The sequence below is a fragment of the Bacillus sp. ISL-46 genome, from assembly GCF_018613205.1.
This window is the reverse complement of the sequence record NZ_JAGGQR010000014.1, coordinates 101,794-124,347: the sequence shown is the minus strand read 5'-3', so window position 1 is coordinate 124,347 and position 22,554 is coordinate 101,794. Positions and strand designations below refer to the sequence as shown.

Genomic DNA, 22,554 nt, shown 5'->3' with positions numbered 1-22,554 from the left:
TACACATATTTGCGTAACTTATAAGCTCCATAAAATTTTTACATTGTTAATCCATTTTGTCTCTTTAGAAGTTCTTGTGTATTCTCCATAGCTCTTGCCTTAGTGATGTGATAGAAAAACAAAGGAAGGGTTCCTATAATTAATAATATACCAGGTCCTAAATTCACTAACATGTTTATTCCGTCTACTACTTCCGGGGTTTGCTTTGTATTCGCAACATAGCCAATTGCTCCTAGAATAGCTGCACTCAAGGCTCCTACTGAAGCGCTTGCAATTTTGGTTACTAGACTTGTAAAGGAATAGATCGCACCATCTGCACGCACCCCTGTCTTCAATTGACTTTCATCAATAGCGTCACCAACCATACTGAACACCATAAGGCCACTAAAACCAAGTGGAACACATGAAATCGCTGACAAAATAAATACCATGGTTAAATTTGTAACAGGTGTTAAGTACAATCCGCACCAGCCAAGTCCCATAATGATTGATCCAGCAATCAAAATAGTCTTCTTTTCAAAGAATTTTGCGATAAAAGAAACACCAAATGCCCCAATAGCGCCACAAACCGATAATATCGTAAATAATACCGCTACTAAATCAGGTCGATTTAATACATAGATAGCGTAATAAACAATAGTGCCAATTCTTCCAAAAACGCCAAGCAACACGATGAAAAGACTTATTAAAATTAACAATACTGGTTTATTGGATCCAACAGATTTTAAAGATTCCTTAATTGAAGGTCTTTCTTCTTTTGCAGGTGTGATTACTTCCTTACAGTTTCTAAAGGTTAAGTATAGTAGTGGTGCAGAAACTAGCGATAACACAATTGCTGCATAGAAAAAACCATTTTGTTGATTTCCCTTCCCTAATAGGGTAATTAAAGGCATTACAGCGGCACCAGTAAGAATACCGGCTAATTGCCCAAAAACTCCTCTAAAAACGTTCAAATTAGTTCTTTCATTCGTATCCCTTGTCATAACTGTTGCCAGTGCACCATATGGAACATTAACCACTGAATGAACTGTACCTAGTAATAAGTAGGTTATGGCAGCGTAAACAACCTTGCCTGTAGATGAAAGATCTGGAGTGTAAAAAGTTAAGATATTTAGCGCACCAAGTGCTAATGCACCATAAAGAATATATGGTCTAAAACGTCCGTGTTTGCTTTTGGTTCGTTCCATTATTAAGCCAAGTATTGGATCTACAAAACAATCCCACACCCGTGCTACAAGTAAAATGATAGCAGTTACACCGCCAGCAATACCAAAAACATCAGTATAGAAAAATAGTAAATAGGATGAAGCTAAGCTCCATACAACACTAGCAGAAAACTCTCCAAAACCATAGCTTAATTTTGTTAAAAAACTAAGCTTTTCAGTATTTTGCGAAGCTACTATTTCATTGGTTTTCTGAACGACGACATTTGCCATATTTCTCCTCCTATTAAAAGTACTGACCCCAAATTGTGTATCTCTTCTTTACAGTAGCTACTGTTAAAATTATATTAACTTACCCACTATGCAAACGCCTTCATATTATTAAACCTATAACCCTTATATTTTAACCTCTTTAAGTTTTAAAGGGCTTTCATTTTATTAAGGATAATAATTTAGTTGTAATTTTTAATCTATTATTCCAAAATTCAGAAACTATTACCCAGAAGTAGTCAAATTTGAATCGTTTTCTAGCTATTTTATCACATAATTAACTTACTAAGATGAATAATAATTTAATTAAATGGTTAAATGGTATTTTATGATTACAATAAAAAACACAACCATATAACATAAGTTAGATAGTTGCGTCTATATGATAACTAATTGTTTAAAGATTAGATGAAACTATTTTAATCATCAAATCCAATCATTAATATTCTACTACTGTAAATTCTCCCTCAAGCCCTTCTTTCGAATTTGGACCAACGTATACTTTAAACAAACCAGGTTCAATAATATATTCCATGGCCTCATTATGGAAACCAAGTTGATTGATCTCAATCCCGAAACTAATTGTTTTACACTCCCCTGGCAGGAGCCCTACTTTTTTGAATCCTTTTAACTCCTTAACTGGTCTTACGCTGCTTGCAACAATATCTGAAAGTTTCTTCTACTAATTAGATAGATTTTTAATTTTTTCAACAGTATAGGATACTTTAAAATATACGAACATTTAATTTTGATAAATTCTGTCAATTTGAAGTAAAGAACGTTGGTACAGTTCAGTTTTAAGAATTCTGATAAAATCTGGGTGAAGCTTTAATTCTTTTGCTTTATAATAAGATTCAATCAAGATATAATCCGGTAATTTTTCCATTTAATATACACCTCAAAATGACGAAGAAAGTAATAGAATTTTATTTTTGTCTTTTTCGAAAAAAACCGGTTCTTTCCGTTTAGCCGCTTGATAAAAATGATCAATAATTTCCATCATGTAAACACCATGCTCTGCAGGAGCCATTAATAGACCACCTGATAGAATACTATTTGTAAAATGTTCAAATTCATTCATTAATTTAATATTGGGAGTCAGAATCGGAGAAATATCAACACAGGTATCCAATAATTCAGAATGAATCTTTAACTCACCATTAATAAGAGAAACTCCGCCTTTAGTTCCTAGTAATTCTACAAATTGTTTGTCTTTTTCAATATTGGATGCCCAGCTAAATTCAAAATTAACAGTGGCTCCGTTTTTAAGACCAATAAAACCCACTGCGGAATCCTCAACATTAAAGATTCCATTTGGATTTCCCTTATAACCGTTCCGATTACGTGTTGTCGTTTGATCAAAATTATTGTATGTGGCCCCGGTCACATATCTCGGTTCTGGCATACCCATGAGGTACAATACTAAATCCAGATAATGAACACCTAAATCAATCATCACGCCCCCGCCAGCAAAATCTTTATTAGTAAACCAAGTGCCTCTTCCCGGTATTCCACTTCGTCTAGTCCATCCGGCCTTTGCTGAATATATTTCTCCCAAGAATCCCTCATCGATATATTTCTTTAAGAAAACAGCTTCATTTGTAAATCGGTTATTAAGACCCACCATTAACATTTTTCCGGATTTATTTTTAGCCTCTACTATTTTTTTGGCTTCGAATGCATTAACTGCCAGTGGTTTCTCACAATGAACATTCACTCCCTGTAATAAGGAATAAATTGAAATTTCAGCGTGCAGATAGTTCGGTGTACAGACACTTACAAGATCCAAATTTTCTGTATTTAGCATATCTTCATAATTGCTATAAACTTTATTAATATGATATTTTTTGGCTAATCTGTTAGCATTTTCTATATTTACATCACATATGGAGATTAATTCAACATTAGGGAGATTGATATAATTATTTAAATGTTTTCTCTCCGCATTACTGCCAGCACCAATTAACCCATATCTTAATTTGCGATTAATCATTTTACCCTCTCCTTTATACTTAAAATACAAGTTTTTTCATGTATTCGATTGTAAAATCTATTCCTTTTTCGCCTAGATCTCCCGTCCAAACTGGTGAATGTGGTTCAATACTTAGACCGCCGGAATACCCTTTCACTCTTAATAACGAAATAAAGGTTTTCCAATCAGTTTGATCCAGCCCTGCAGGTGGATCATCCACTCTCTGACCATTGATGATCATAGACCCCTTTAAATGAACATGGTTAAAACGGTATCCCCAATCTAAGGTTTCCTGTAAGTAATCCCCGCCAAAATATCTGCTGTGAGATGGGTCGAATTTAATCCCTAAGTCTTTTAAATGGCCATGAACAATTTTCCAAACTTCAGGATTATGGACAAAGTTTACCTTTCGACAGTTGTAAGTCGAGATTTTTACCCCTTTTGGTTTAGCGTAATCAATTAGCAGTGAGAAAAAGTTTATAGCCGCGGAACAGTTTTCATATAAAGATAATTCCTCGACATAATTACAGCCACTTACAAAATTCGTGCATCCTAATTCACTAGCGACATCAATTAATCTGTAGCATCTCTCTATTTCTTCTTCTATGACTCTTCCTTTTTCATCAATACGTAATGATTTCCATCTGCCAAGCGACTCGACCGTGACACCGTATTCATTTTTCCATCTTTGTAAATTTCCTCGATTACGATAAAAGGCATCCACATCTTGCCCTTCATTCACACAGACCTCTATAAAATCCAGTCCTTTTTGCTTGGCACGTTGAAAACTTTCCTCAGTTGGTGCTGCTATTATTCCAAGTTGCATCATTTATAAAACCTCTTCTCCTATTAATTTTTTGGACTTCCAATCTATATATCTGTTTCGTATTTGAGTTACACTTACACATTTTATTTTAATCATTACGTTTATTTACTTCTTCTCACCTGTTAACCAAATTATTATAGATTTTGATACATTTTTTAATTTCCATTTAATTCAAAAGAATAATGAGGTTAAAAATTCACCTGCAATTTTTAACCTCTTTTATGATTAATGGAGAGAAGCGAAAAATCAGACCAAAATATATATCTACAAAGATAATTAATGAAAAGGAATGCGGGGAAACACAGGTTATGATACATATGTAAGCGACATCAAATTAAGAAAATAATAAACGGAGGGAGATTTTATAATGAGCAAAATAAAAACATGCGTAAGTTTGTATAGCTTACAAGATGAATATTTAAATAAGCGTATGAGCTTGGAGGATATCTTTAAATTTTTGGCAGAGAATTCAGTGGAAGGAATTGAGATTATTCCGGATCAGATGATGCATAACGCCCCCCATCCTTCGGAAGAAACTTTAGCAGAATGGGATCGACTAGTATCTACTTATAAAATGAAGCCAGTCATTGCGGATGTCTTCTTAAATACAAACCTATACAAGAATCGAGAATTAACTAAAAAAGAATGTGTTGATTTACTAGTTGAGGAAATTAAGCTAGCAAATCGGTTAGGGATAAGGTTAATTAGATTGGTTTCTATGGTACCCGCTTTTATCATTGAACCATTATTGCCATATGCTGAAAAATATAATGTTACCTTAGCTTTAGAAATACATGCAGGTTTGAGTTTTGATGTTAAGAAAACGCAAGATTTTATCAAAGAAATGAAGAGAATGAATTCTCCTTATGTAGGACTAGTGATTGATACGGGAATCTTCTGCCGCAGGTTACCAAGAGTAATGGCTAATTATTGCAAGCAGCATTTAGGTACAAACCAGGGAGTGATTGATTATGTCAATGATATCTTTGAGCATGGGAAAGATCCTAGAAAAGTATACCTGGAAAATGGCGGATTCCCAGATGAAATGAAACAACTATTAAAATCAGAAGCTGACCACTTCTTCGCTCATTTCTCGGATGGATATGAAAATGAGCCATACAGTGTTTTAGATGAATATATGCCTTATATTAAACATTTCCACTTTAAGTTGTTTGAAATGACAGAAAATGGCGAAGAGTATTCGATTGATTATAAGGGAATCCTGCAATATCTACATGAGAAAGGATACGATGGTTATGTGTCCACGGAATATGAAGGAAACCGCTGGGTGCTCCCTGGAAACCCAATGGAGGAAAAAGAACAGGTTTTAGCACACCAAGCGCTTATTCGAAACGCCATTAAAGAATTAGAAGGACAGGAGGTTTACTGATATGTTTGATAATAATGTTTTCCTCGAAAATACTTGTAAAAATATAGAGGACGCAGGTACCATTACCGGCTTTGAATTGAAGACCAATATTACCTATTATAGGGGCATTCCGCTATCGATGGTAAATGAATTTGGTGTTGAAGTTGACGGCGAAAAAGTGGCACGCGGGAATATTGTCTGCTCAGTGGATGAAGTAGATTGGTTTACTTTAGATGAAATGGAAACCGTTACATCCTACAAATGGGAGTATGGAGAACCGCTAACAGTTCGAGTACTCAAAGAGGGCGGGTTAACCAAGGGAAGTCACGAGGTTGCATTAGATGTAATCGTGCGTACTGCCTATATACCTGTTCCATTAGCCGGAAGAAAGGTAAGGACTGTTGAGATAGCTTAATAAATAACTACAATAAATAGAGGGTAAAAATCTATAAACGATTTTTACCCTCTTTCTATTGTAAAAATATTACCTTTAGCCAAACAACAAATTAAATTCAAATAACCTAACCTCATGAGGTTGGAGTTCTCCATTCAATATGATGGAATGATTCTCAACAAGTTTATGCTCAACTTTCATATAAGGAACACAGATTTGCTTTAGGTAATCCACTTCATCCGATTTCATGTCGTCCACAGTACCAAATTTCAACCATTCATCTAGCACACTGCCATGCTCGCGATTCAGTTTTAGTTCTTTTACACGAAATTTCCCATTGGCAATACCTTGTATTTCCAATGTAAGATTTAAAGGCTCATTGTTCTCAAAAATATCGTATTGTTCGTGAATACCTGTACTTCCCTCAGGATGCAGGTAATAAGAGTAATTGAAATGTTTATAGTTAAAACATAGTACTTGGTAGCGCTCACCTGATTTTTTTGTGACGATATAATTGTCACCCTTTGCTACTAACAGTTCTCCTAATTGTTTTAACAGGACCAAAGCATGGTAACTCGGTTTTTTTACGCCATTTTTCGTCACCAAACCAGCACCGCCATGCAAAAGATTTTTAGAATCTCTAAAATCACTGAATATATCAGAGCACAACCAGTATCCCAACATGTTCACTTGATTTTGATTCAAATTCTCAATAATATTTTTTGACATATAAGATGCTTTAAAGCAGCTATCATTAAGAAAGTTACGATTGGAGATGCTGATATTCCATTCAGTCACATTAAGTTCTAAATGATCAAATCCCGCCTTCTTTAAAGATTTTCTTACTTCATTTAGCTTGTTTAGTACATAATCTGGATTGGTCGAATGCAAATTTTTAATGGGAACCCGGTATTTATCCCGGTCGATTTCTATTGGATAAAGATAAATGGACAAAAAGTCAGGCTGAATTTCTTCTCGTCTCCAATGTTGCAGTAACAAATCGAGTTTGTCTCCTTCTAAATCCATGCTTAACCCACATCCGCCAACCTTTGCTCCAGGAACAAGTTCTTGCGTAATCTTTTTAAATCCGCTGAATATATTAAAATACTCTTCAAATTGACTGGGACCCTGACATTGATTATTCTTAAATTTATCTAAGAAGTAGTCTCCTTCTTGCTGATTATTACTAAATACATCCGTATGCGGTCTCCACATTTCGAAGTACCAGGTCTCGACTTCTTCAATGCCATAGCGTTCAATGCATTGTAGCAAAAATGCGGTTACCAGATTTTTCCATTCCTCTAGATTCCTTTCACTTACCGTTTGGACCACAAGGGTCTCTCCAATGGCTTTTTGAATGATTTTAGGTTTAGGACCAATTTCAATGAAGGGTTTTAATTTATTTTTAACCAGGAAATCCAACAATTTGTTGGTATTCGAGAAATTGTAAGTGATGGTTCCCCCAGAGCGGTCTTCCAACAACATATCATCACTAAACACCCCCCAAAATCGGGCATAGGTAAAGCCGATTTCAGATTGCAGAAGGTTAATTTGCTCTTGCATATCCGAATTCAATAAATCTCTTGCATAACCTATATTAAGTAACTTATTCCAATACTTTGTAAAAGCATCGGTTTTTCCAATTTCAACAATTTCGGTTTCCGTAGTTTTTGTGGGGAGTGCTTGAATACTTTTGTCTTGGTTACTCTTTAGATAATGGCGCAGCTCAGATAGTGCTTCATTCATTTCTTGATTACTGATACCGTCAGAAGGGGCCTCTTCTTTCTCTGTTATATCTGACATTTGTTTTCTATATTCTACTGGTTTTAATTGATAACTTTCATTAAAAACTCTATTAAATGCCGATAAATTCGGAAATCCGTTATCTAATGCAATGCGTGTAATTGGTTTATTAGAGTTTACCAATTCGTTAACAGCATGTGCTAGACGAATTTCATTCAAGTATTGAGAAAACGTTTTACCTGTTTGTTTTTTAAAAAATTTGGACAAATAGGGAATCGAGAGGTAATGTATGCTCGCAACTTCCTCTAATGATAAAGGCTCTCGATAATTACTTTGAATATAATCAATGATTTCAGTCAATCTATCATTTTGACCTTTGATAGACGAATTTAGTGGCAATTGATTTACATTCTTCAAATAATTGATACTAAGAGTTGAAATGAATTTATATGTTTTTTCTAAGAATTCGACTTGCGAAAAATTGTTTACCTTCATATGAACTGTTAATAAATCTTCGATAACTATTCTTAACTCCTGATCCGATAAACTAGCATGTTCAATTGAATTACAAGTGAATAGTAAATTTTTTTGAGCAAGCAGGGAACTTAACTCAAAGTAATTAAAATGGAAAACAACAAATAAATTATCTTCTTCAGACTGGAAAGAATGAAATTCATTAGAATTCACCAATACAAAATCAGCACTTTTCATTTGAATGATCTTATTGTTAACTTTTACCTGTAAATTACCCTTTATGATATAAATCAATTCAATTTCTCTATGGGCATGTTCCAGGTTACTTTTGTAGCTCATAACTGAAATAGTTACTAATTTCGAATCTATTGATGATTGGAAAGTATGTGTACCACCCAATTCCATCCCCTCCATAAAAAGCTGTACTTTTCAAACTACTATTTCTTAATATAACATATTCATAATTTATAATTCGACAACTTATCCTAATCTTCTTTAAAAATTTAATATTTCAACCATACCGACGAAGGGCTTAAGAAACCTATATCAATGAAGGGAAAAAATGTAGGTAATGTTAACCAAATATACACGTCTTAATAGTTCCCTAGCCCTTATTTTTTTATAAAATAAGATTTGAATAGAATAGGAAGAAAGGTTGTTGCAAATGGCTTTTAAACCTCGTATTGAATCAAAGGAATTAAAGATTTTGAGAGTGTTACATACACGGATGATGTTATCAGAAAAGGACAAGCAGCACTTTTTCACCCTTAAGAAGGGTTATGAAGGAGAAGTCATGTTTGATACAATGACCGAGAAGCTTCAATGCGAATGCTATATTTTGAATGATCTGCTGTTTAAGGTAAACAACACCACTTTTCAAATAGACTCCTTGATTATTATTTCTGGGAGAATCTGCTTTTACGAAGTTAAAAATTTCGAGGGGGATTATTTTATTGAGTTCAACACAAACCGTTTATACAAGAAGCCCCAAAAAGAATATAATAATCCCCTTCTCCAATTGAATCGCAGCGAATCCCTGCTCCGTCAATTACTCCAGAATATTGGGTATAACTATCCGATTGAGTCCCAAGTCGTTTTTATCAATCCCGAATTTACCCTATACCAAGCACCCCTCGACAGTCCTATTATTTTTCCAACACAAATAAATAGCTACTTGAAAAAATTAGATGCAATTCCTTCTAAATTAAACGGAAAGGATAAAATGCTTGCTGACAAATTGATTTCCCTTCATATTGAAGAAAATCCATATACCATACTGCCACATTATGAATATAAGCAGGTGCGCAAAGGAATGACTTGTGAAGTGTGTAACTCATTTTCGATCTATGTTAACGGTAAGATATGTAAGTGTGGTGACTGTGGGCACGAAGAGTTGGTTACTGCTGCAGTTTTGCGAAATGTAAGCGAAATAAAGATTCTATTTCCTAAAATGAAGATTACCACAAATTTAATTTTTGAATGGTGCGTGGTGATAGAGTTAAAAAGGACAATAAAGAGGATATTAGTGAAGAATTATAAACAGATTGGAGTTCGTCAATGGACTTATTATGAATGAACTACTAGTCTTTGCTATCGATTGGAGTTTTGGTCTTCATGGAGTTGATGATGACCTTTTCTTTGGCTTTCTTTCGGAGTTTTGGTCTTCATCGGCTTGATGATGACCTTTTCTTCGGCTTTCTTATGAAGTTTTGGTCTTCATGAGCTTAATGATGACCTTTTCTTTGGTTTTCTTATGAAGTTTTGGTCTTCATGAGCTTAATGATGACCTTTTCTTTGGCTTTCTTTCGGAGTTTTTGTCTTCATCAGATTGATGATGACCTTTTCTTGGTTTTCTTTCGGAGTTTTTGTCTTCATCAGCTTGATGATGACCTTTTCTTTGGTTTTCTTATGAAGTTTTGGTCTTCATCAGCTTGATGATGACCTTTTCCTCGGCTTTTGTTCAAAGTTTTGGTCTTCATCAGCTTGATGATAACCTTTTCTTCGGCTTTCTTATGAAGTTTTGGTCTTCATCGGCTTGATTATGACCTTTTCTTCTGTTTTCATTCGGAGTTTTGGTCTTTGTCGGCTTGATGATGACCTTTTCTTCTGTTTTCATTCGAAGTTTTGGTCTTCATCGGCTTGATGATGACCTTTTCTTTGGTTTGCTTATGAAGTTTTGGTCTTCATGAGCTTAATGATGACCTTTTCTTTGGCTTTCTTCCGGAGTTTTGGTCATCAGTGCTTCATGATGGTTATTAGTACAAGTAATGCTGTCTAGTAAAAATAAAAATCCCACCTTCCATACAAAAAGTGGGATTTTTTTATATTAAATCCTCGTTCATCATACCTGAACTGCTTCAGCTCCCTCATAAATCCGAAATGCTGGAACAATCGTGTCTGAAACAATTTCTTTTCCTTTTTCACGAATGAAGTCCAATTTATAATAGGCATCAAATCTTTGGCTGATTTCCGTTTTCACCAGTTCAGGCGGGGTGACGACGATGAATTGGAACTTCAGTTTTTCGGCCACGGCGAAGATTGGGTCAAGGACGTGTGCCGATGCAGCTTGTCCGAACGGATTATCACAAACTAAAGGCACCCAACTTTGATCTGTTTCGCTTTTAACGGATAATAACATCATCATCATTACCATTCGGGCTGATAACTTCTGTCCGCCGCTGCCGTCGGATTTCGTCTTAGAACCTTGATTAATAGTCTGCCAGGTTGAATAATGCTCTCTTTGCGGTTTCCCATACATAAAGGCATTATCCGTTCGCATATTATAGACGAGCAGCTCAGGGTATCGATTTCGGAGTGATACAAATAAAATTTGCTCATCACTTATGAGTTGTTTTATTTCTTCGTCTAATAATCGATTATGGTCATCAATCATATCAAATTGTTTGGTAATTTTGTTAATGGCCGTTACAAAATGCTGCTTCAGAAGTGGTTCGATATCTTCAGCTTTTTTGGGCAAGATGTCTTCTTTGAGCTGAACGAGTGGGAAGGATCCTCGTTCATTTTTTAGCTTCATTTTCGAAACCATGGAACGAATGGCCTCTGAAATACTCATCACTTTCATGCTGGCTCGGCTGGCCCAGAAGTTTTGAGCCTTTTCTGCTCTTTCTTTGTCGCGCTCTAATTGTTCCAATCCACTTTGTGAAAAACGTTTCATATTTTTAACAATCGTCTGGATATGAGTATAATGCCTTGTATCCATATGGTCTAGTGTCGTTAATACTTCATTTTTAAAGCGAATCTCCCAATCTTTTCCTTCAATCGTGAGCTTTAAATTCCTTAATGATTGATCAATTTTCGCATGCTTCTCCTTGCCTTCTTCCTGAATCACTTGATGTCCTTCACACCAGGATAAGATACATGCTTTTCCATGACTCTTAATTTTTTCTAAATCATGATTCGTAAAGGCTGCCGCTTCCTCCTTTAGGATAACGGATAAGGTTAACAAATCCCCTTCGAAACCCGCAATATTCGTTTCTGTTTCTTTTTGGCGTTTCTCAGCCTGCTTTACTTCCTCTTTCGTTAATTTCGTTTGGTCTTTAATTTCTAAAGCCTTTACTTCTAAGTCAAAGCCTTCCCATTCTTCCGGCTGTTTTTCATGCTTTTCAACTTTCTTTCCTGACTTGTCACGCTGTTCGGTCGCATGCTTTAAGGAAGTTTCTGCTACTGTTACAGCCGTTCCTTGTTCCCGTTCTTCTTTTTCCGCTGTCTTCGCTTCCTTCTGTGCGGTTTGCAACATGGTTTCTAATATACTTATAGGTTCATCTGGTTCTGCGGCTTTATTCCAGTCTTGATCATGGGCTGTTAGTTTTTTCTCTAATTTCTTTTGCTGCTTTTGTTCTGTTTCTTTTTTTGCTTGAAGAACGAGTAATTCTCTAGCCTGTTCTTCCTTTGATTTCTGGAGCTGTTTTAGCTCTCCAATACTTCCGTTTATCTTTTCTAATAAATGTGATGAAAGATGAGGGACCTCATCACATGGATCTGCTTTTTCATCAGTAGGAAAAACCGCTTCTTCTATAAAGAACCTGATCTCCTTTATAGTTTGTTCGGATGTCAGCTTCCATTCTAAATACGTTTGATTCCACTGGTTTTGCAGTTCAACTGTATTTTGGAGCTCTTTTCCTATTTCTTGCTGCTGAGAACCTAAGGCTTCCTTTTGTTTCTCTTTCTCTAATTTCACTCGTTTATTTTCTTGATGAAGAGTTTTTTCTTGATCAAAATCCTCTAATGTTTCCACATCTTTTGTAAGCTTTTCTATTTTACCTTTTGTATTCTCCAGCTGTTCTTTTAGCTGAAGTTGCAATTCTTTTTCTTTTTCTTCTTGTGCTTGGATTTCCTGTAAATTTTTTTTCTTAGAAAGACGCGCGTTTTGTTCCTGATTGAGAGCTTTTTCGATATCAATAGAAAGATCGCTTGATAAAAATCGATCGATTTCCTTTAAAACACGACGTAAGGAGGTTTCTGTTTTTTCAATTTCAAGGAGTGTATCTTTCTTTTCTTCTATTTGTTTAGCAATCTTTATTTTCCAGTTGGTGAATTGGTTTTTATCCGTTAATAGCTCTTGCTCGGTTCCGTTAATGATCACAAAGGAAGTTTGATGATATTCGCTGTTCATTTCCTCCCGCAAGAAAATCGGAACAGGACTTTTGAACATTCTTCCGGAAAGAACCTGCTGATTTATTTTTTGCCATTGCTGCCCGCTTACGACCAAACCGTATGGAAGGAGTGGATACTTCATAAGGTTATTCGCTAGGTCCTCTGCACGTAAGGATTGGAGAAATTGGGTACCATAAAACACATCAATGCCAGTCTTCTCATCGATCCATTCCTTTAATTCTTTTACATCTTTATTTGCTACCCAAAAGGGCTCATCGTTTAAGGAATGGTCGAGTTGTGTTTCCCATAGTTCTTTTTTAATTTGTTCAGCTTGTTGTCGGTTATTGCTTAGTATTTCTTCTATTTGTATAGAATACTTCGATAAGAGCGAGTGAGTAAACGGTGCTGTGGCATCATCTAATAAACCATGAAGTTTATCTAATAATTTTGCTTCTCTTTGCATTTGCTCTTCATTTGCTAGGTTTAATTCTTCACATTTTTCTTCTGAAAACTGAATCGATTGGACGAGGGTACCATGTGAAGTGGCAAGTTGGTTTTGCCGTTCACTAGATTCTTTATCTTTTGCTTGCACCTCTACTAATCTAGCCTTTTTGTCTTCAATTTGTTTAAAAAGACTTTCGATCAATCCCTTTAAGTCATAGCTTAAGCGGTCGCCAAATGCTTGGATTAGTGCCGCTTCCTTGGACTCAAAGGCATGCATCTGCGTGTAAAGAAAATCAATTTCAGTACTAAGCTGAGCAATCTTTTTTGTCTTTTGTTTATCCTGTTGCGACAGCTCCGTTCCTTTTTTCTTTAAGAACTTTTGATATCCCACATACTGCTTAATCGCTTCTTGTATGGATAAATAGGACTGCTCCCATTGCTTTTTAGCTTCTTGTTTGATTTCTTCCATTCTTTGATTCACTTGCTCTAAGCCACTATTTTGTTCCAATGTGGCTATCTGCTGGGAAAGAGAGCGAATGGTTTGTTCGTTTTCACTCCACTCTTTCAATAAAGCCTGAAATACTAACGCTTCTTTTCGCTCCTGTTTCTCTAGAACGATGGCTTGTAAGGAAGTATGTTTCTTCCTTTCTTCCACTAATTTCTTTTCCCAATCCATAACTTCACTGTGAGCTTTTGCATACTCCAGGTTGTCTTTTTGATAGCGTAGTTCTGCTTGCCTTATGATTAATTTCTCCATGTCTTTTTCTAAAGTAAGCAGCATTTCCTCTTCCGTTTGCTTCAAATGCTCTAAAGCACCAAGCAGTTGTCTTCCTGCCTGTATACTTGCTTGAACAATTTCTTTATGTTCTACACCTTTAGCTAGATGCTCTTCAAATGGGACAATGTCTTCTAAAAACTCTTTATGGGCTTGCTCTCTTTTTAATAGAACAGGCAGGTCCTTAGCGATACTTGCCTGACTCTTGAAAATCTCCACAAGATCGTTTTTTTGATGTTCCGTCCTGTGCAAGACTTGACTAACAGTGGGAACAATTCGTTTTTGGAACAGGGAATGATCATCTTCCGCTCCCTCAAAGTATTTCCCAACGCCGCCCTCATCCTTGTTAATATCCTTCATAATATCCCAGTCTTTACGGTTAATTCCGTATGTATCAAGGATGCGATAGTGCTTCTTAGTATCTCGGTAAACGTCATATCCATTCCATTTTAAATAGTCCTTTAAACTTTCGATTTCAGCAACCTCATCATTATCGTAGAGTGGAATATGCTCAAGCGCTGCCTCTTCTTTCCGTTCAAATTCTCTCGTATAAAAGGTAATAGTAGGGAGGATTTTTGCTTCCTGTTCCAATGTTTTACTTTCATATCCACTTTCTTCACTCATCGAGATCCGTTGTTCGGCTGAGAACATTCCTCCAGTTATCAGATACCGACGGTCAGCACCATCCAATTCCCATTGAATGAGAACATGAAAGGTATAGGGAATAAATTGTTCTTTATTATTAAAGAAGAACTGTTGATAATAACGATTGTTTTGTTTCCCCCACGAAGTCCCAGGTTTGAGTATTTGGAAGATCGTTTGAAGGAACACACCTTTCCCGCCCCCATTCATCATCGCTATAAGGGCATTGGTTGATGTCTCTTCATTATGGAAATTAAAAGTGGTATCTTTATATTGCTTTTGCATGCCATCATACTTCAAGTTTACAATTCTAATTCGATGGATCTTCGGCATGCTCATCCTCCTCTGTTGTCATTAATTGCTTAAAAACTTCATAACGGTCATAATCGTGATACAGGTATTCAATTCGCTCAAAAAGCTCTTGTTTTGGTATCACCTTAGCTATATCGTCCCGATCAAGAATGACGATCAGCCCCTCCGTCTCTAATAAACGCATAGCTCCGGCAATTAAACCGATTCTTGTTCGTCTATTGCCTTTTTTTACTCCATAATCGTCCGTGTCAACCTCCATGTATTTCCAGGTAGTTACAACTTCCTTCATATCAATTCGTTCGTTTTCCCCGAAGGTCGGTTTAGCTTTAAGAATGCTATCCCATTGAATCATTAGGTCGTTGACTTTCCGTTCTAATGCGTAATAGCTAATCCCTTCCCGCTTCGTGCGAATTTTTGCAGCCTGTTTGCGATCGATGGCAGCTAAAAATGACATAATGACAACACTGATAAGATGAAAATGTTTCTTATTTTCGACTTGTCGATGCTTTTCTTTCATATGGGTAAAATTGGTAGCAAAGACGGAGCCAGTAGGCTGAACAACTAATTGGATGCGTTTTGGCGATTCAATGATATATGTACCAGATTCGTCTGCTAATAAAAGAACTGTCTGTCTCACTTCTGGATCGAAATAAGTCTGGAAGTGTTCACTATTCTCGTCGATTACTTTATCTTTTAATAAAGTAAAATAGACAGCGGATGCTCTTTTGATCGTGTCTGCATTCATCCTTTCTCCTCCTGTACACATAGTTTAAAAGGGGACATTTTCGTTTGATACCATAAAAAAGGCTCCGCTTTATGATCAAACTTGGTAAAGATTTTTGTACCCTCAAAAGTTTGAAATTGAGGATATTCCTTCATTAGTTTATAAAGAAGAATTTCCCTCTCATCACTTAATGTTTCTTCCTTTCGATACAGCACTTGAACCTTCAGTGGCTTTTTATCGAACATCATCCATAAATCAATCGTTTCAGATTCTTCAAACCATAAATCCTGCACTTCTAATGGCAATGTCGCTAAATCAGCTATCGAAAACTCTCCGTTGGTTTGTAAAAATTGAAAAACATAACTCCATGCCTTAATGACAGATTCCCAGTTCGTCACTCGCAGACGAGTAATGCTTTCTTCTGCCTCCTCTTCAATTACGGAATCGGTTAGTTGTTTTTCATCGAATTCTTGCTCACCCCAAATCCAATCGAGCGGCAAAATAAATTCATTCTTCGGTGAAAATAAAGGAGAAAGCACCGTTTCGATTTCCGTAAAAGTTTGAATTCCATTCTTCATGAACCAATTTTCATAAATATGCTCTCGAAAGGAGACCAAACTGTTTTCCCAAAACAAGGAAGGGTTTTCCACTTTTAATTTCATTTCATAGGAAATATTTTGAATAACCAGCTTAGCAAAACGATCGTGCAATTGCCTTGTATGGCCAATTTTTTCTTGGAGAAGAATCAATTCTTTCTGAATATAATCATCTTCTTCATTTCTTTTCGTTTTATCGATCATACTAGTGATGGTACGGAAGTGGTTTTTTTCTTCTTCAAATTGCTTTTCAATTTCCACACGATTGTCAGCCCTTTGCCATTCCTCTTCCATCAATAAGATTTTGGGATTGTTGATCATTTCCTTTTGAAAGGAGAATTCCTTTGCCATTAAGCGGTTTACTCGTGAAATGAGGTGATCGAGGTTTCGAGTAGCTTTTCTAAAATTTCCGTTTTTAATCAGCTGCATACTGTAGAGTTGTTCAATCGTTATCGAGAATTCTTCAGCCATTTCCCTGCTCATAAAAATCATTTCCTGAGCAACATCCGTGAGTTTATAAACAATGGATCCGCCCATCTCTAAATTCGTATATAATTCATCCATTGTGACATATCGGAAGACCTGAGTCTCCCAGGATTGTCTTATTTCATCGTAATATAAGGCTTCAAACGGTTTACTATACTCTTCTTTCCCCTGATACAGGAGCCCGCTTGTCACCCGTTCAATTTGCTTATCGTCTGCTAAAAGCTTCATTTGCTTAATGGAATCTTCTACCATATACTTGATATCTGACTTGCGTCTATGATCATCATCATTTAATTCTCTATAAAAGATGGTCAGTAGCACTTGCATGAGAATGGTTTGGATATGAGGTTTAAGCTCACCCACTTCCATTCCCTTCCCAAGCTCAAACAGTGGATTTAATCGTTGCATTCGCTGGGCGAATCCTTCCCATGATTCGTTCACATCCATCGCCTCCATGTTTCTATGTTTAAGACTTCTTGTGGGATCCGCTTATTTTCTTGCCATAATTGCATTAATAAGACTTGCTCCTCTTCCGTAAACCATTGAAAGAATGCATCACGGTATTTGCTGTTTTGTGTTTGCCCTTGTTTCTGGTCATTCCTTTGTTCTAGACATTGTATCATTTTGCGATAAATTTTTAAGGCAGGCTGAATACAGCTATCCGAGTATTTTTCGATAAGCCGAATGAGGATCCCGTATCCTGCGGCATCAAGGTCTCCTGCGTAATAGAAAAGATAGGGTTTGGACGGAAATATTCTGAAGAAAAAGGAAAAGCTCCGTTCGATTTTAGTCCCCTCACCATATATGATTAGTTCAGGTTCATAATCGAGTTGACTGGCTTCCAATAACTTAATGGAAGTATGGAAGAATGATAGATTTTCGACGATCAGAACCCGCTGAATATCTTTAATTTCTTTCCCTTGTTTCATCCAAAATACAAAAGGCTCCCCGTAATTCACCATTTTAAGTTGCTCTTCAGATACTCCAATTCTAGCTAAAAACCCTTTTCCATCCGGAAAGCTATCGTTGTCTAGTAAGAATTTTTCATGACCAAAGAGCTCCAGACTTCTTTCTTCGAATGACACGTTTTCCCGTTCCTGACTGGATTGGAGAAAAGTATAAACATGTTGGATTCGATTCCATTCGTCTTTCGTTTGCCATTCGGGATGCCGTTCATAAAAGGAAAAATCAAACTGATCACCTAATTTCATCATTTCAAGACGATCCCATTTGAGTGTCTGAACTTTTATATTAACCCAGTAATATAAGGCAAGCGCTGGGCTTCTTCCATTATATTGATTATTTGGAATAGGAATCAGTTGTCCTTCCGCTTGCAATGTTTCAATGGCACGATAAAACAACGAATAGCCGTCCATTTCAAAATAATCATCCAAAAGCTTACGCAGCTGAAATTCCAAATCGTTTATATTTATTTTCTTTTTTTGTTTTGGGTGTTGAATATCAGCAATAAAACCTCTTACCCTAGTTTCAATGATATCGATAATAATTCACCTACTTTAATCTCTTAGTGTCATAGAAATAGACTCCTACTATCCAATTTGGACATCCTTTTATTATAAACTAGTTGAGTGATGGTTGGTAAATGAAATTTTCTTGATATAATGTTGTCTGCATAGAGATTTGGAGTCAGTCAACGACAAAAAGGGTCCGTCTCCCAAAGGAGTAATGCTTTACTCGATTGGGGGCCTGACCCTAAAGAACTATTGAATTATCATTGGTAATCTATTCACTTCATCAAAATCTAGATTATGGCTTAACTTATCCCATAGCACTTCAGGATCGGCTACGTTTGCATATTGACAACATTCGATAAATTTCTTCTTAACTTCATCAAAAGATGTTTCAGGGTGAATTAGTTCTATATGTCTTTTTGTACCTTTGGCGGTTACTATCTTAATATCACCTAAAGGAATTCCAGGCGTATCAGCCTGTGTTTGCTCAATTTTTATACGATTAGATAAATCTAACACTTCGGTATCCATAAGGGCCCTCTCCGTCAAATTATTCAAGTGAACACTCCCATGCACAAATGTAAATGCCACAATAAAGGGGATACTAAATTTAGCATCCTGTAATGTTTTAGGATGACAACGATCCTCAAGTGGTTGACATAATATATTCGCTGTTTCATTTACCCCTATCACAATTTTGTCAATTTCATCATGCCTACAATGGGTCCTAAGTACAAGGGCAGAGTTAATAAAGGGATGTGAGTAACGACAGCTAGGATAAAGTTTAATAGATGTATCGGAAAACGCCCATGTTTCAGAGTCCAATAATACGCTTCGTTGTTTTTCATTTAAATTCTTCCCAAAATAATTTAGAAAGAGGCCCGTCTTCCCATCCAGACAACTTGCAGGTGCTGTCACCCCTTCTCGGGCCAAAAATGCTGCTTGAACACCTCCCATTGATGAAAAGGCCGGATAAATGGATCTAGCTTGGGAACCAGTCCCAACACCTGGCTCTTTACCGCCAGCTACTTGCATATATGCCAGTCCCAAGGCATGAACTAACTCATTATCATCTAATCCAAGGACCAGTCCAGCAGTTATGGCGGCACCTAAATAACCAAACAGTTGACTTAAGAACCATTTGGAATCCGTACCAGTACCCCTGGGTTCGATTGCATATCCCAGTCGACACAATAACTCGTTTCCTAGGGCAACTGCAGTAATAAGATCCGTGCTCCTTGAATCCTCAGCGTCAGCAGCTGCTAATGCGGCAGCTAATGTAACAGGGGTTGGATGGATTCTAGCTAAATCATTGATATCATCATAGTCTAAAGCATGTGCTAAAGCCGTATTAGCAAATGCAGCATAGGCGGGAGGTAATCGATGCTCACTTCCTATTACTCGACCTGCCCCACCTTTTACACCAATAGAAAGACCCGCTATAGATTTTAAAGCGATAGGTGCTCCTTTATAAGAAGCTAAGGAAATGGCAATTGTATCGCATAAATGAAGAATCACCTTTTCACGAATTTCCTCTGGCAATCCTCGTTTCTGTCTTTGACGAATGGCATGTACAATCTCATGGCTTAATGACAAAATAGCTCCTCCTAGTGTTAATTGATGTTACTTTAAGTTAGGTCATATGATCATCTAGGTGCGAAAGTTTGGTTATTATCTACAGGTCCGATTAAATATTTATAATTTTCCGAAAATTGAATGTATATTTTTTCAATCCTATGACTATTATACGACAAGGAAGCCTACTTTCGGGTTGTTCTCTGAATTGTTTCAATCCTTAGAATTAAATAGAAAAAAAGCTTCAAGAATCAAGCTTTTTATTTTGGTAAGGCTCCTTGTTTAGAAACTCATATCATAATAAAATATTTTCCCACCATTACAGGTATATCGTTTCCGTTTTAATACCACTTAGATAGTCCCCCTATAAGAAATATCTCCTGTAAGTAGAGCAACAAAAATCATGACTACACAGGTTCCTATTGCCCACTTTAAAAGGAGAAGTACAAGCGCTTTATTAACGACAGATACTTTCTTGATAAAGAACATTCAAGCGAAACTTACATACCTCTAGGTATTCATTAGATTGATTAAATGAATATACATAATGAAAACTTGGTAAATCAACATTTTGATTAGGCTGGTAAGTCTCTAACCCCCCAAAAAAAGCACCCTTGAAAAAAGGATGCAATCTTATTACTAACGTGCACTTTTAATTCAATGGTTACCCCCAGGGCTTTAAAGCTTTAAGGGCTGGGGGTCAGACCCAATACCCTTGTTAAAATTTATTAAAAAATCCTCCGCTTGGTTTGCTGGTAAAGCTTGGCTAAAGTAATATCCTTGAACTTGGTCACATTGTTGTAACCGAAGGAAATCTAATTGCTCCTTCGTTTCAACGCCTTCTGCAATTACATATTTGTTTAAACTATGAGCCACTTGAATGATCGCCTTCACAATGTTTTTATTCTGTTCATATTCAGGTAAGACTCTAACAAATGATTGATCAATTTTAACAAAATCAAGGGGCAATTTACTTAAATAACTTAGCGAAGAAAAACCCGTTCCAAAGTCGTCTAATGTTAAATGAATACCCATTGATCTTAATTTATTCAATATTTCTATCGTTTTTTGGACATCAACCATTGCGATCGATTCTGTTATTTCAAGGTTCAAATATTTTGGTTCAAGGTTGGTCTCTTTTAAAATTGTTTTTACCGTATCCAAAAAATCTATATCTAAAAACTGTCGAATAGAGATATTTACACATATAACAACAGGTGGATATCCCGTCTCTTGCCAAAGTTTATTCTGCCTGCAAGCTTCCCAGAGGACCCAATTCCCAATAGGAACAATTAAACCTGTTTCCTCAGCTATCGGAATAAATTCACTAGGCGAAATGAAGCCTTCCTCTAAATCATTCCATCGAATCAAAGCTTCAAATCCCGTAACTTTATGGATATGGATATTAATTTCAGGCTGGTAATACAACCGAAACGCCTGCTCCTGTAACGCTTTTCTTAACTTATTTTCTAATTGCACCTTTCTAATGTTGGTTTCCGCTTTATTAAGGCTATAAAACTGATAATTGTTTTTACCCTTACTTTTAGCATCATACATCGCCATATCTGCATTTTTAATTAGACCTTCCACCTCAAGTCCATCCGAAGGATAGAAGCTAATTCCAATACTTGGAGTAATAAACACTTCGTTGCCTGATAAAACAAAAGGAGAAGACAATGTTTCATGAATCTTATTTGCTGTTCGTTCTGTTTCCTCTTTAGTGGTGTTATTTAATAAGAGAATAAATTCATCTCCACCCTGACGGCAGATTAAATCATTTTTACTTACAGAACTCATAAGTTTTTCTGCTGTTTGTTTTAATAAAATATCACCTACACTATGCCCAAACGTATCATTGACCACTTTAAATCTGTCTAAATCAATAAATAAGACAGCTAACATTTGCTTAGCCTTTTCAGCACGAGCAATAGATTCTTTAAAACAATCGCGAAAATTATTTCTGTTTAGCAATCCTGTTAATGTATCATGATATGCCAGATGTTTTATTTTTTCTTCGTTCTTTTTTCGTTCTGTTATATCATGGGCCAGCAGCACTATTTGTTCCACTTCCCCATTTTTTTCAGTATTAGGGATACCTTTCGTCTCGACTACTACTATATGACCATCTTTATGTATCAACTTAATTTCAACTTGATCACTAATTTTATTTAGCACTCTAGTATGTAATGTTTTCAGTGTTTTAACGCGATCTTCCCTATGAATAAACTCAAAAACGAATTTCCCTTCGCATTCTTTGGAAGAATAACCAACGATTTTTTGAAAAGAGGGAGAGGCATACATTATTTTTCCATTCCTATCTAGGATAGTGATTAATTCGGATGCATTTTCAACAATCAGCCGATATTGCTGTTGATTTTCTATAGCCGCTTTAATCCCCTTTTGAATTAAGTAGTAATATAGAAATCCACTTAACAATATATAAAAAGAACCCTTTGCATTTTGCAGCCACTTTACTTCTGACTTAAAGAAATATATCAATACCCAATCGGATAACAAAACCCACAAAACGCTAATCGCCATATATATGATAACAATGCGAAATGCAGTTTTCTGGTAGTATGTCCAATTTCTCCACATTACGATTAACCAATTCCCTTCATGTGTCATACTTAAACGCAATCGGTCTTATTTAGAGTCCTTCATAAACTTATCCTCTATTCACCCTTACCATATTAAAAGAAA

Annotated in this window: 15 protein-coding genes; 3 read left to right on the top strand and 12 right to left on the bottom strand. The window is 36.2% G+C overall.

What is annotated here, in order from left to right; all coding sequences use genetic code 11:
* Positions 1-38: 38 nt before the first annotated feature.
* The 5 genes from J7E67_RS08665 to J7E67_RS08645 all read right to left on the bottom strand — a co-directional run bounded on the left by J7E67_RS08665 (position 39) and on the right by J7E67_RS08645 (position 4,234).
* Positions 39-1,436 carry an MFS transporter gene (locus tag J7E67_RS08665; protein ID WP_214731393.1) on the bottom strand — a complete coding sequence of 466 codons (1,398 nt, stop codon included), beginning with the start codon at positions 1,434-1,436 and terminating at the stop codon, positions 39-41.
* A 436-nt stretch (positions 1,437-1,872) separates the two neighbouring features.
* Positions 1,873-2,097 carry a fibronectin type III-like domain-contianing protein gene (locus tag J7E67_RS32275; RefSeq protein WP_214731480.1) on the bottom strand — a complete coding sequence of 75 codons (225 nt, stop codon included), beginning with the start codon at positions 2,095-2,097 and terminating at the stop codon, positions 1,873-1,875.
* Positions 2,098-2,175: 78 nt separating this feature from the next.
* Positions 2,176-2,319, bottom strand: coding sequence for a sporulation histidine kinase inhibitor Sda (locus tag J7E67_RS08655; RefSeq protein ID WP_214731392.1), 144 nt, complete (start codon positions 2,317-2,319; stop codon positions 2,176-2,178).
* A gap of 12 nt (positions 2,320-2,331) precedes the next feature.
* Complete coding sequence (locus J7E67_RS08650) at positions 2,332-3,426, bottom strand: Gfo/Idh/MocA family protein (RefSeq protein ID WP_214731391.1); 1,095 nt, start codon at positions 3,424-3,426, stop codon at positions 2,332-2,334.
* A gap of 19 nt (positions 3,427-3,445) precedes the next feature.
* Positions 3,446-4,234, bottom strand: coding sequence for a sugar phosphate isomerase/epimerase family protein (locus J7E67_RS08645; RefSeq protein ID WP_214731390.1), 789 nt, complete (start codon positions 4,232-4,234; stop codon positions 3,446-3,448).
* A gap of 364 nt (positions 4,235-4,598) precedes the next feature.
* Between J7E67_RS08645 and J7E67_RS08640 the strand changes: the two genes are divergently transcribed.
* Positions 4,599-5,621, top strand: a complete 1,023-nt coding sequence (locus tag J7E67_RS08640) for a sugar phosphate isomerase/epimerase family protein (RefSeq protein ID WP_214731389.1) — start codon at positions 4,599-4,601, stop codon at positions 5,619-5,621.
* Position 5,622: 1 nt separating this feature from the next.
* Positions 5,623-6,015, top strand: a complete 393-nt coding sequence (locus J7E67_RS08635; RefSeq protein ID WP_214731388.1) for a C-glycoside deglycosidase beta subunit domain-containing protein — start codon at positions 5,623-5,625, stop codon at positions 6,013-6,015.
* Between the two features lie 75 nt (positions 6,016-6,090).
* Here the strand turns inward: J7E67_RS08635 and J7E67_RS08630 are convergent, their stop codons facing one another.
* Positions 6,091-8,610, bottom strand: a complete 2,520-nt coding sequence (locus J7E67_RS08630; protein ID WP_214731386.1) for a GH39 family glycosyl hydrolase — start codon at positions 8,608-8,610, stop codon at positions 6,091-6,093.
* Between the two features lie 265 nt (positions 8,611-8,875).
* On the opposite strand from J7E67_RS08630, the gene J7E67_RS08625 reads away from it, so the two are divergent.
* On the top strand, positions 8,876-9,787 hold the full coding sequence (locus J7E67_RS08625) for a nuclease-related domain-containing protein (RefSeq protein ID WP_214731384.1): 912 nt from the start codon (positions 8,876-8,878) through the stop codon (positions 9,785-9,787).
* Positions 9,788-10,552: 765 nt separating this feature from the next.
* On the opposite strand, the gene J7E67_RS08620 is transcribed toward J7E67_RS08625, so the two are convergent.
* From J7E67_RS08620 to J7E67_RS08595, 6 genes are all read right to left on the bottom strand, one after another.
* Entirely contained in the window at positions 10,553-15,019 is a 4,467-nt protein-coding gene (locus J7E67_RS08620) for a coiled-coil domain-containing protein (protein ID WP_214731382.1), read from the bottom strand.
* Positions 14,997-15,743 carry a DUF6063 family protein gene (locus J7E67_RS08615; protein ID WP_214716426.1) on the bottom strand — a complete coding sequence of 249 codons (747 nt, stop codon included), beginning with the start codon at positions 15,741-15,743 and terminating at the stop codon, positions 14,997-14,999. The genes J7E67_RS08620 and J7E67_RS08615 overlap by 23 nt, the downstream gene beginning before the upstream one ends.
* On the bottom strand, positions 15,740-17,251 hold the full coding sequence (locus J7E67_RS08610) for a hypothetical protein (protein WP_251026654.1): 1,512 nt from the start codon (positions 17,249-17,251) through the stop codon (positions 15,740-15,742). Before J7E67_RS08610 ends, J7E67_RS08615 begins: the two co-directional genes overlap by 4 nt.
* Positions 17,242-18,180, bottom strand: a complete 939-nt coding sequence (locus J7E67_RS08605) for a Wadjet anti-phage system protein JetD domain-containing protein (protein ID WP_251026653.1) — start codon at positions 18,178-18,180, stop codon at positions 17,242-17,244. The genes J7E67_RS08610 and J7E67_RS08605 overlap by 10 nt, the downstream gene beginning before the upstream one ends.
* Positions 18,181-18,525: 345 nt before the next feature.
* Complete coding sequence (locus J7E67_RS08600; RefSeq protein ID WP_214731380.1) at positions 18,526-19,872, bottom strand: MmgE/PrpD family protein; 1,347 nt, start codon at positions 19,870-19,872, stop codon at positions 18,526-18,528.
* Between the two features lie 657 nt (positions 19,873-20,529).
* Positions 20,530-22,377 (bottom strand): sensor domain-containing protein, encoded by a 1,848-nt coding sequence (locus tag J7E67_RS08595; RefSeq protein ID WP_214731378.1) that lies wholly within the window; start codon positions 22,375-22,377, stop codon positions 20,530-20,532.
* Positions 22,378-22,554 lie beyond the last annotated feature (177 nt).

Coding starts and splice junctions, on each gene's coding strand:
- J7E67_RS08650 (WP_214731391.1), bottom strand. CDS start 3,426: ATGATTAATCGCAAATTAAGATATGGGTTAATTGGTGCTGGCAGTAAT.
- J7E67_RS08605 (WP_251026653.1), bottom strand. CDS start 18,180: ATGGACGGCTATTCGTTGTTTTATCGTGCCATTGAAACATTGCAAGCG.
- J7E67_RS08635 (WP_214731388.1), top strand. CDS start 5,623: ATGTTTGATAATAATGTTTTCCTCGAAAATACTTGTAAAAATATAGAG.
- J7E67_RS08625 (WP_214731384.1), top strand. CDS start 8,876: ATGGCTTTTAAACCTCGTATTGAATCAAAGGAATTAAAGATTTTGAGA.
- J7E67_RS08640 (WP_214731389.1), top strand. CDS start 4,599: ATGAGCAAAATAAAAACATGCGTAAGTTTGTATAGCTTACAAGATGAA.
- J7E67_RS08655 (WP_214731392.1), bottom strand. CDS start 2,319: ATGGAAAAATTACCGGATTATATCTTGATTGAATCTTATTATAAAGCA.
- J7E67_RS08615 (WP_214716426.1), bottom strand. CDS start 15,743: ATGAATGCAGACACGATCAAAAGAGCATCCGCTGTCTATTTTACTTTA.
- J7E67_RS08610 (WP_251026654.1), bottom strand. CDS start 17,251: ATGGATGTGAACGAATCATGGGAAGGATTCGCCCAGCGAATGCAACGA.
- J7E67_RS08665 (WP_214731393.1), bottom strand. CDS start 1,436: ATGGCAAATGTCGTCGTTCAGAAAACCAATGAAATAGTAGCTTCGCAA.
- J7E67_RS08620 (WP_214731382.1), bottom strand. CDS start 15,019: ATGCCGAAGATCCATCGAATTAGAATTGTAAACTTGAAGTATGATGGC.
- J7E67_RS08645 (WP_214731390.1), bottom strand. CDS start 4,234: ATGATGCAACTTGGAATAATAGCAGCACCAACTGAGGAAAGTTTTCAA.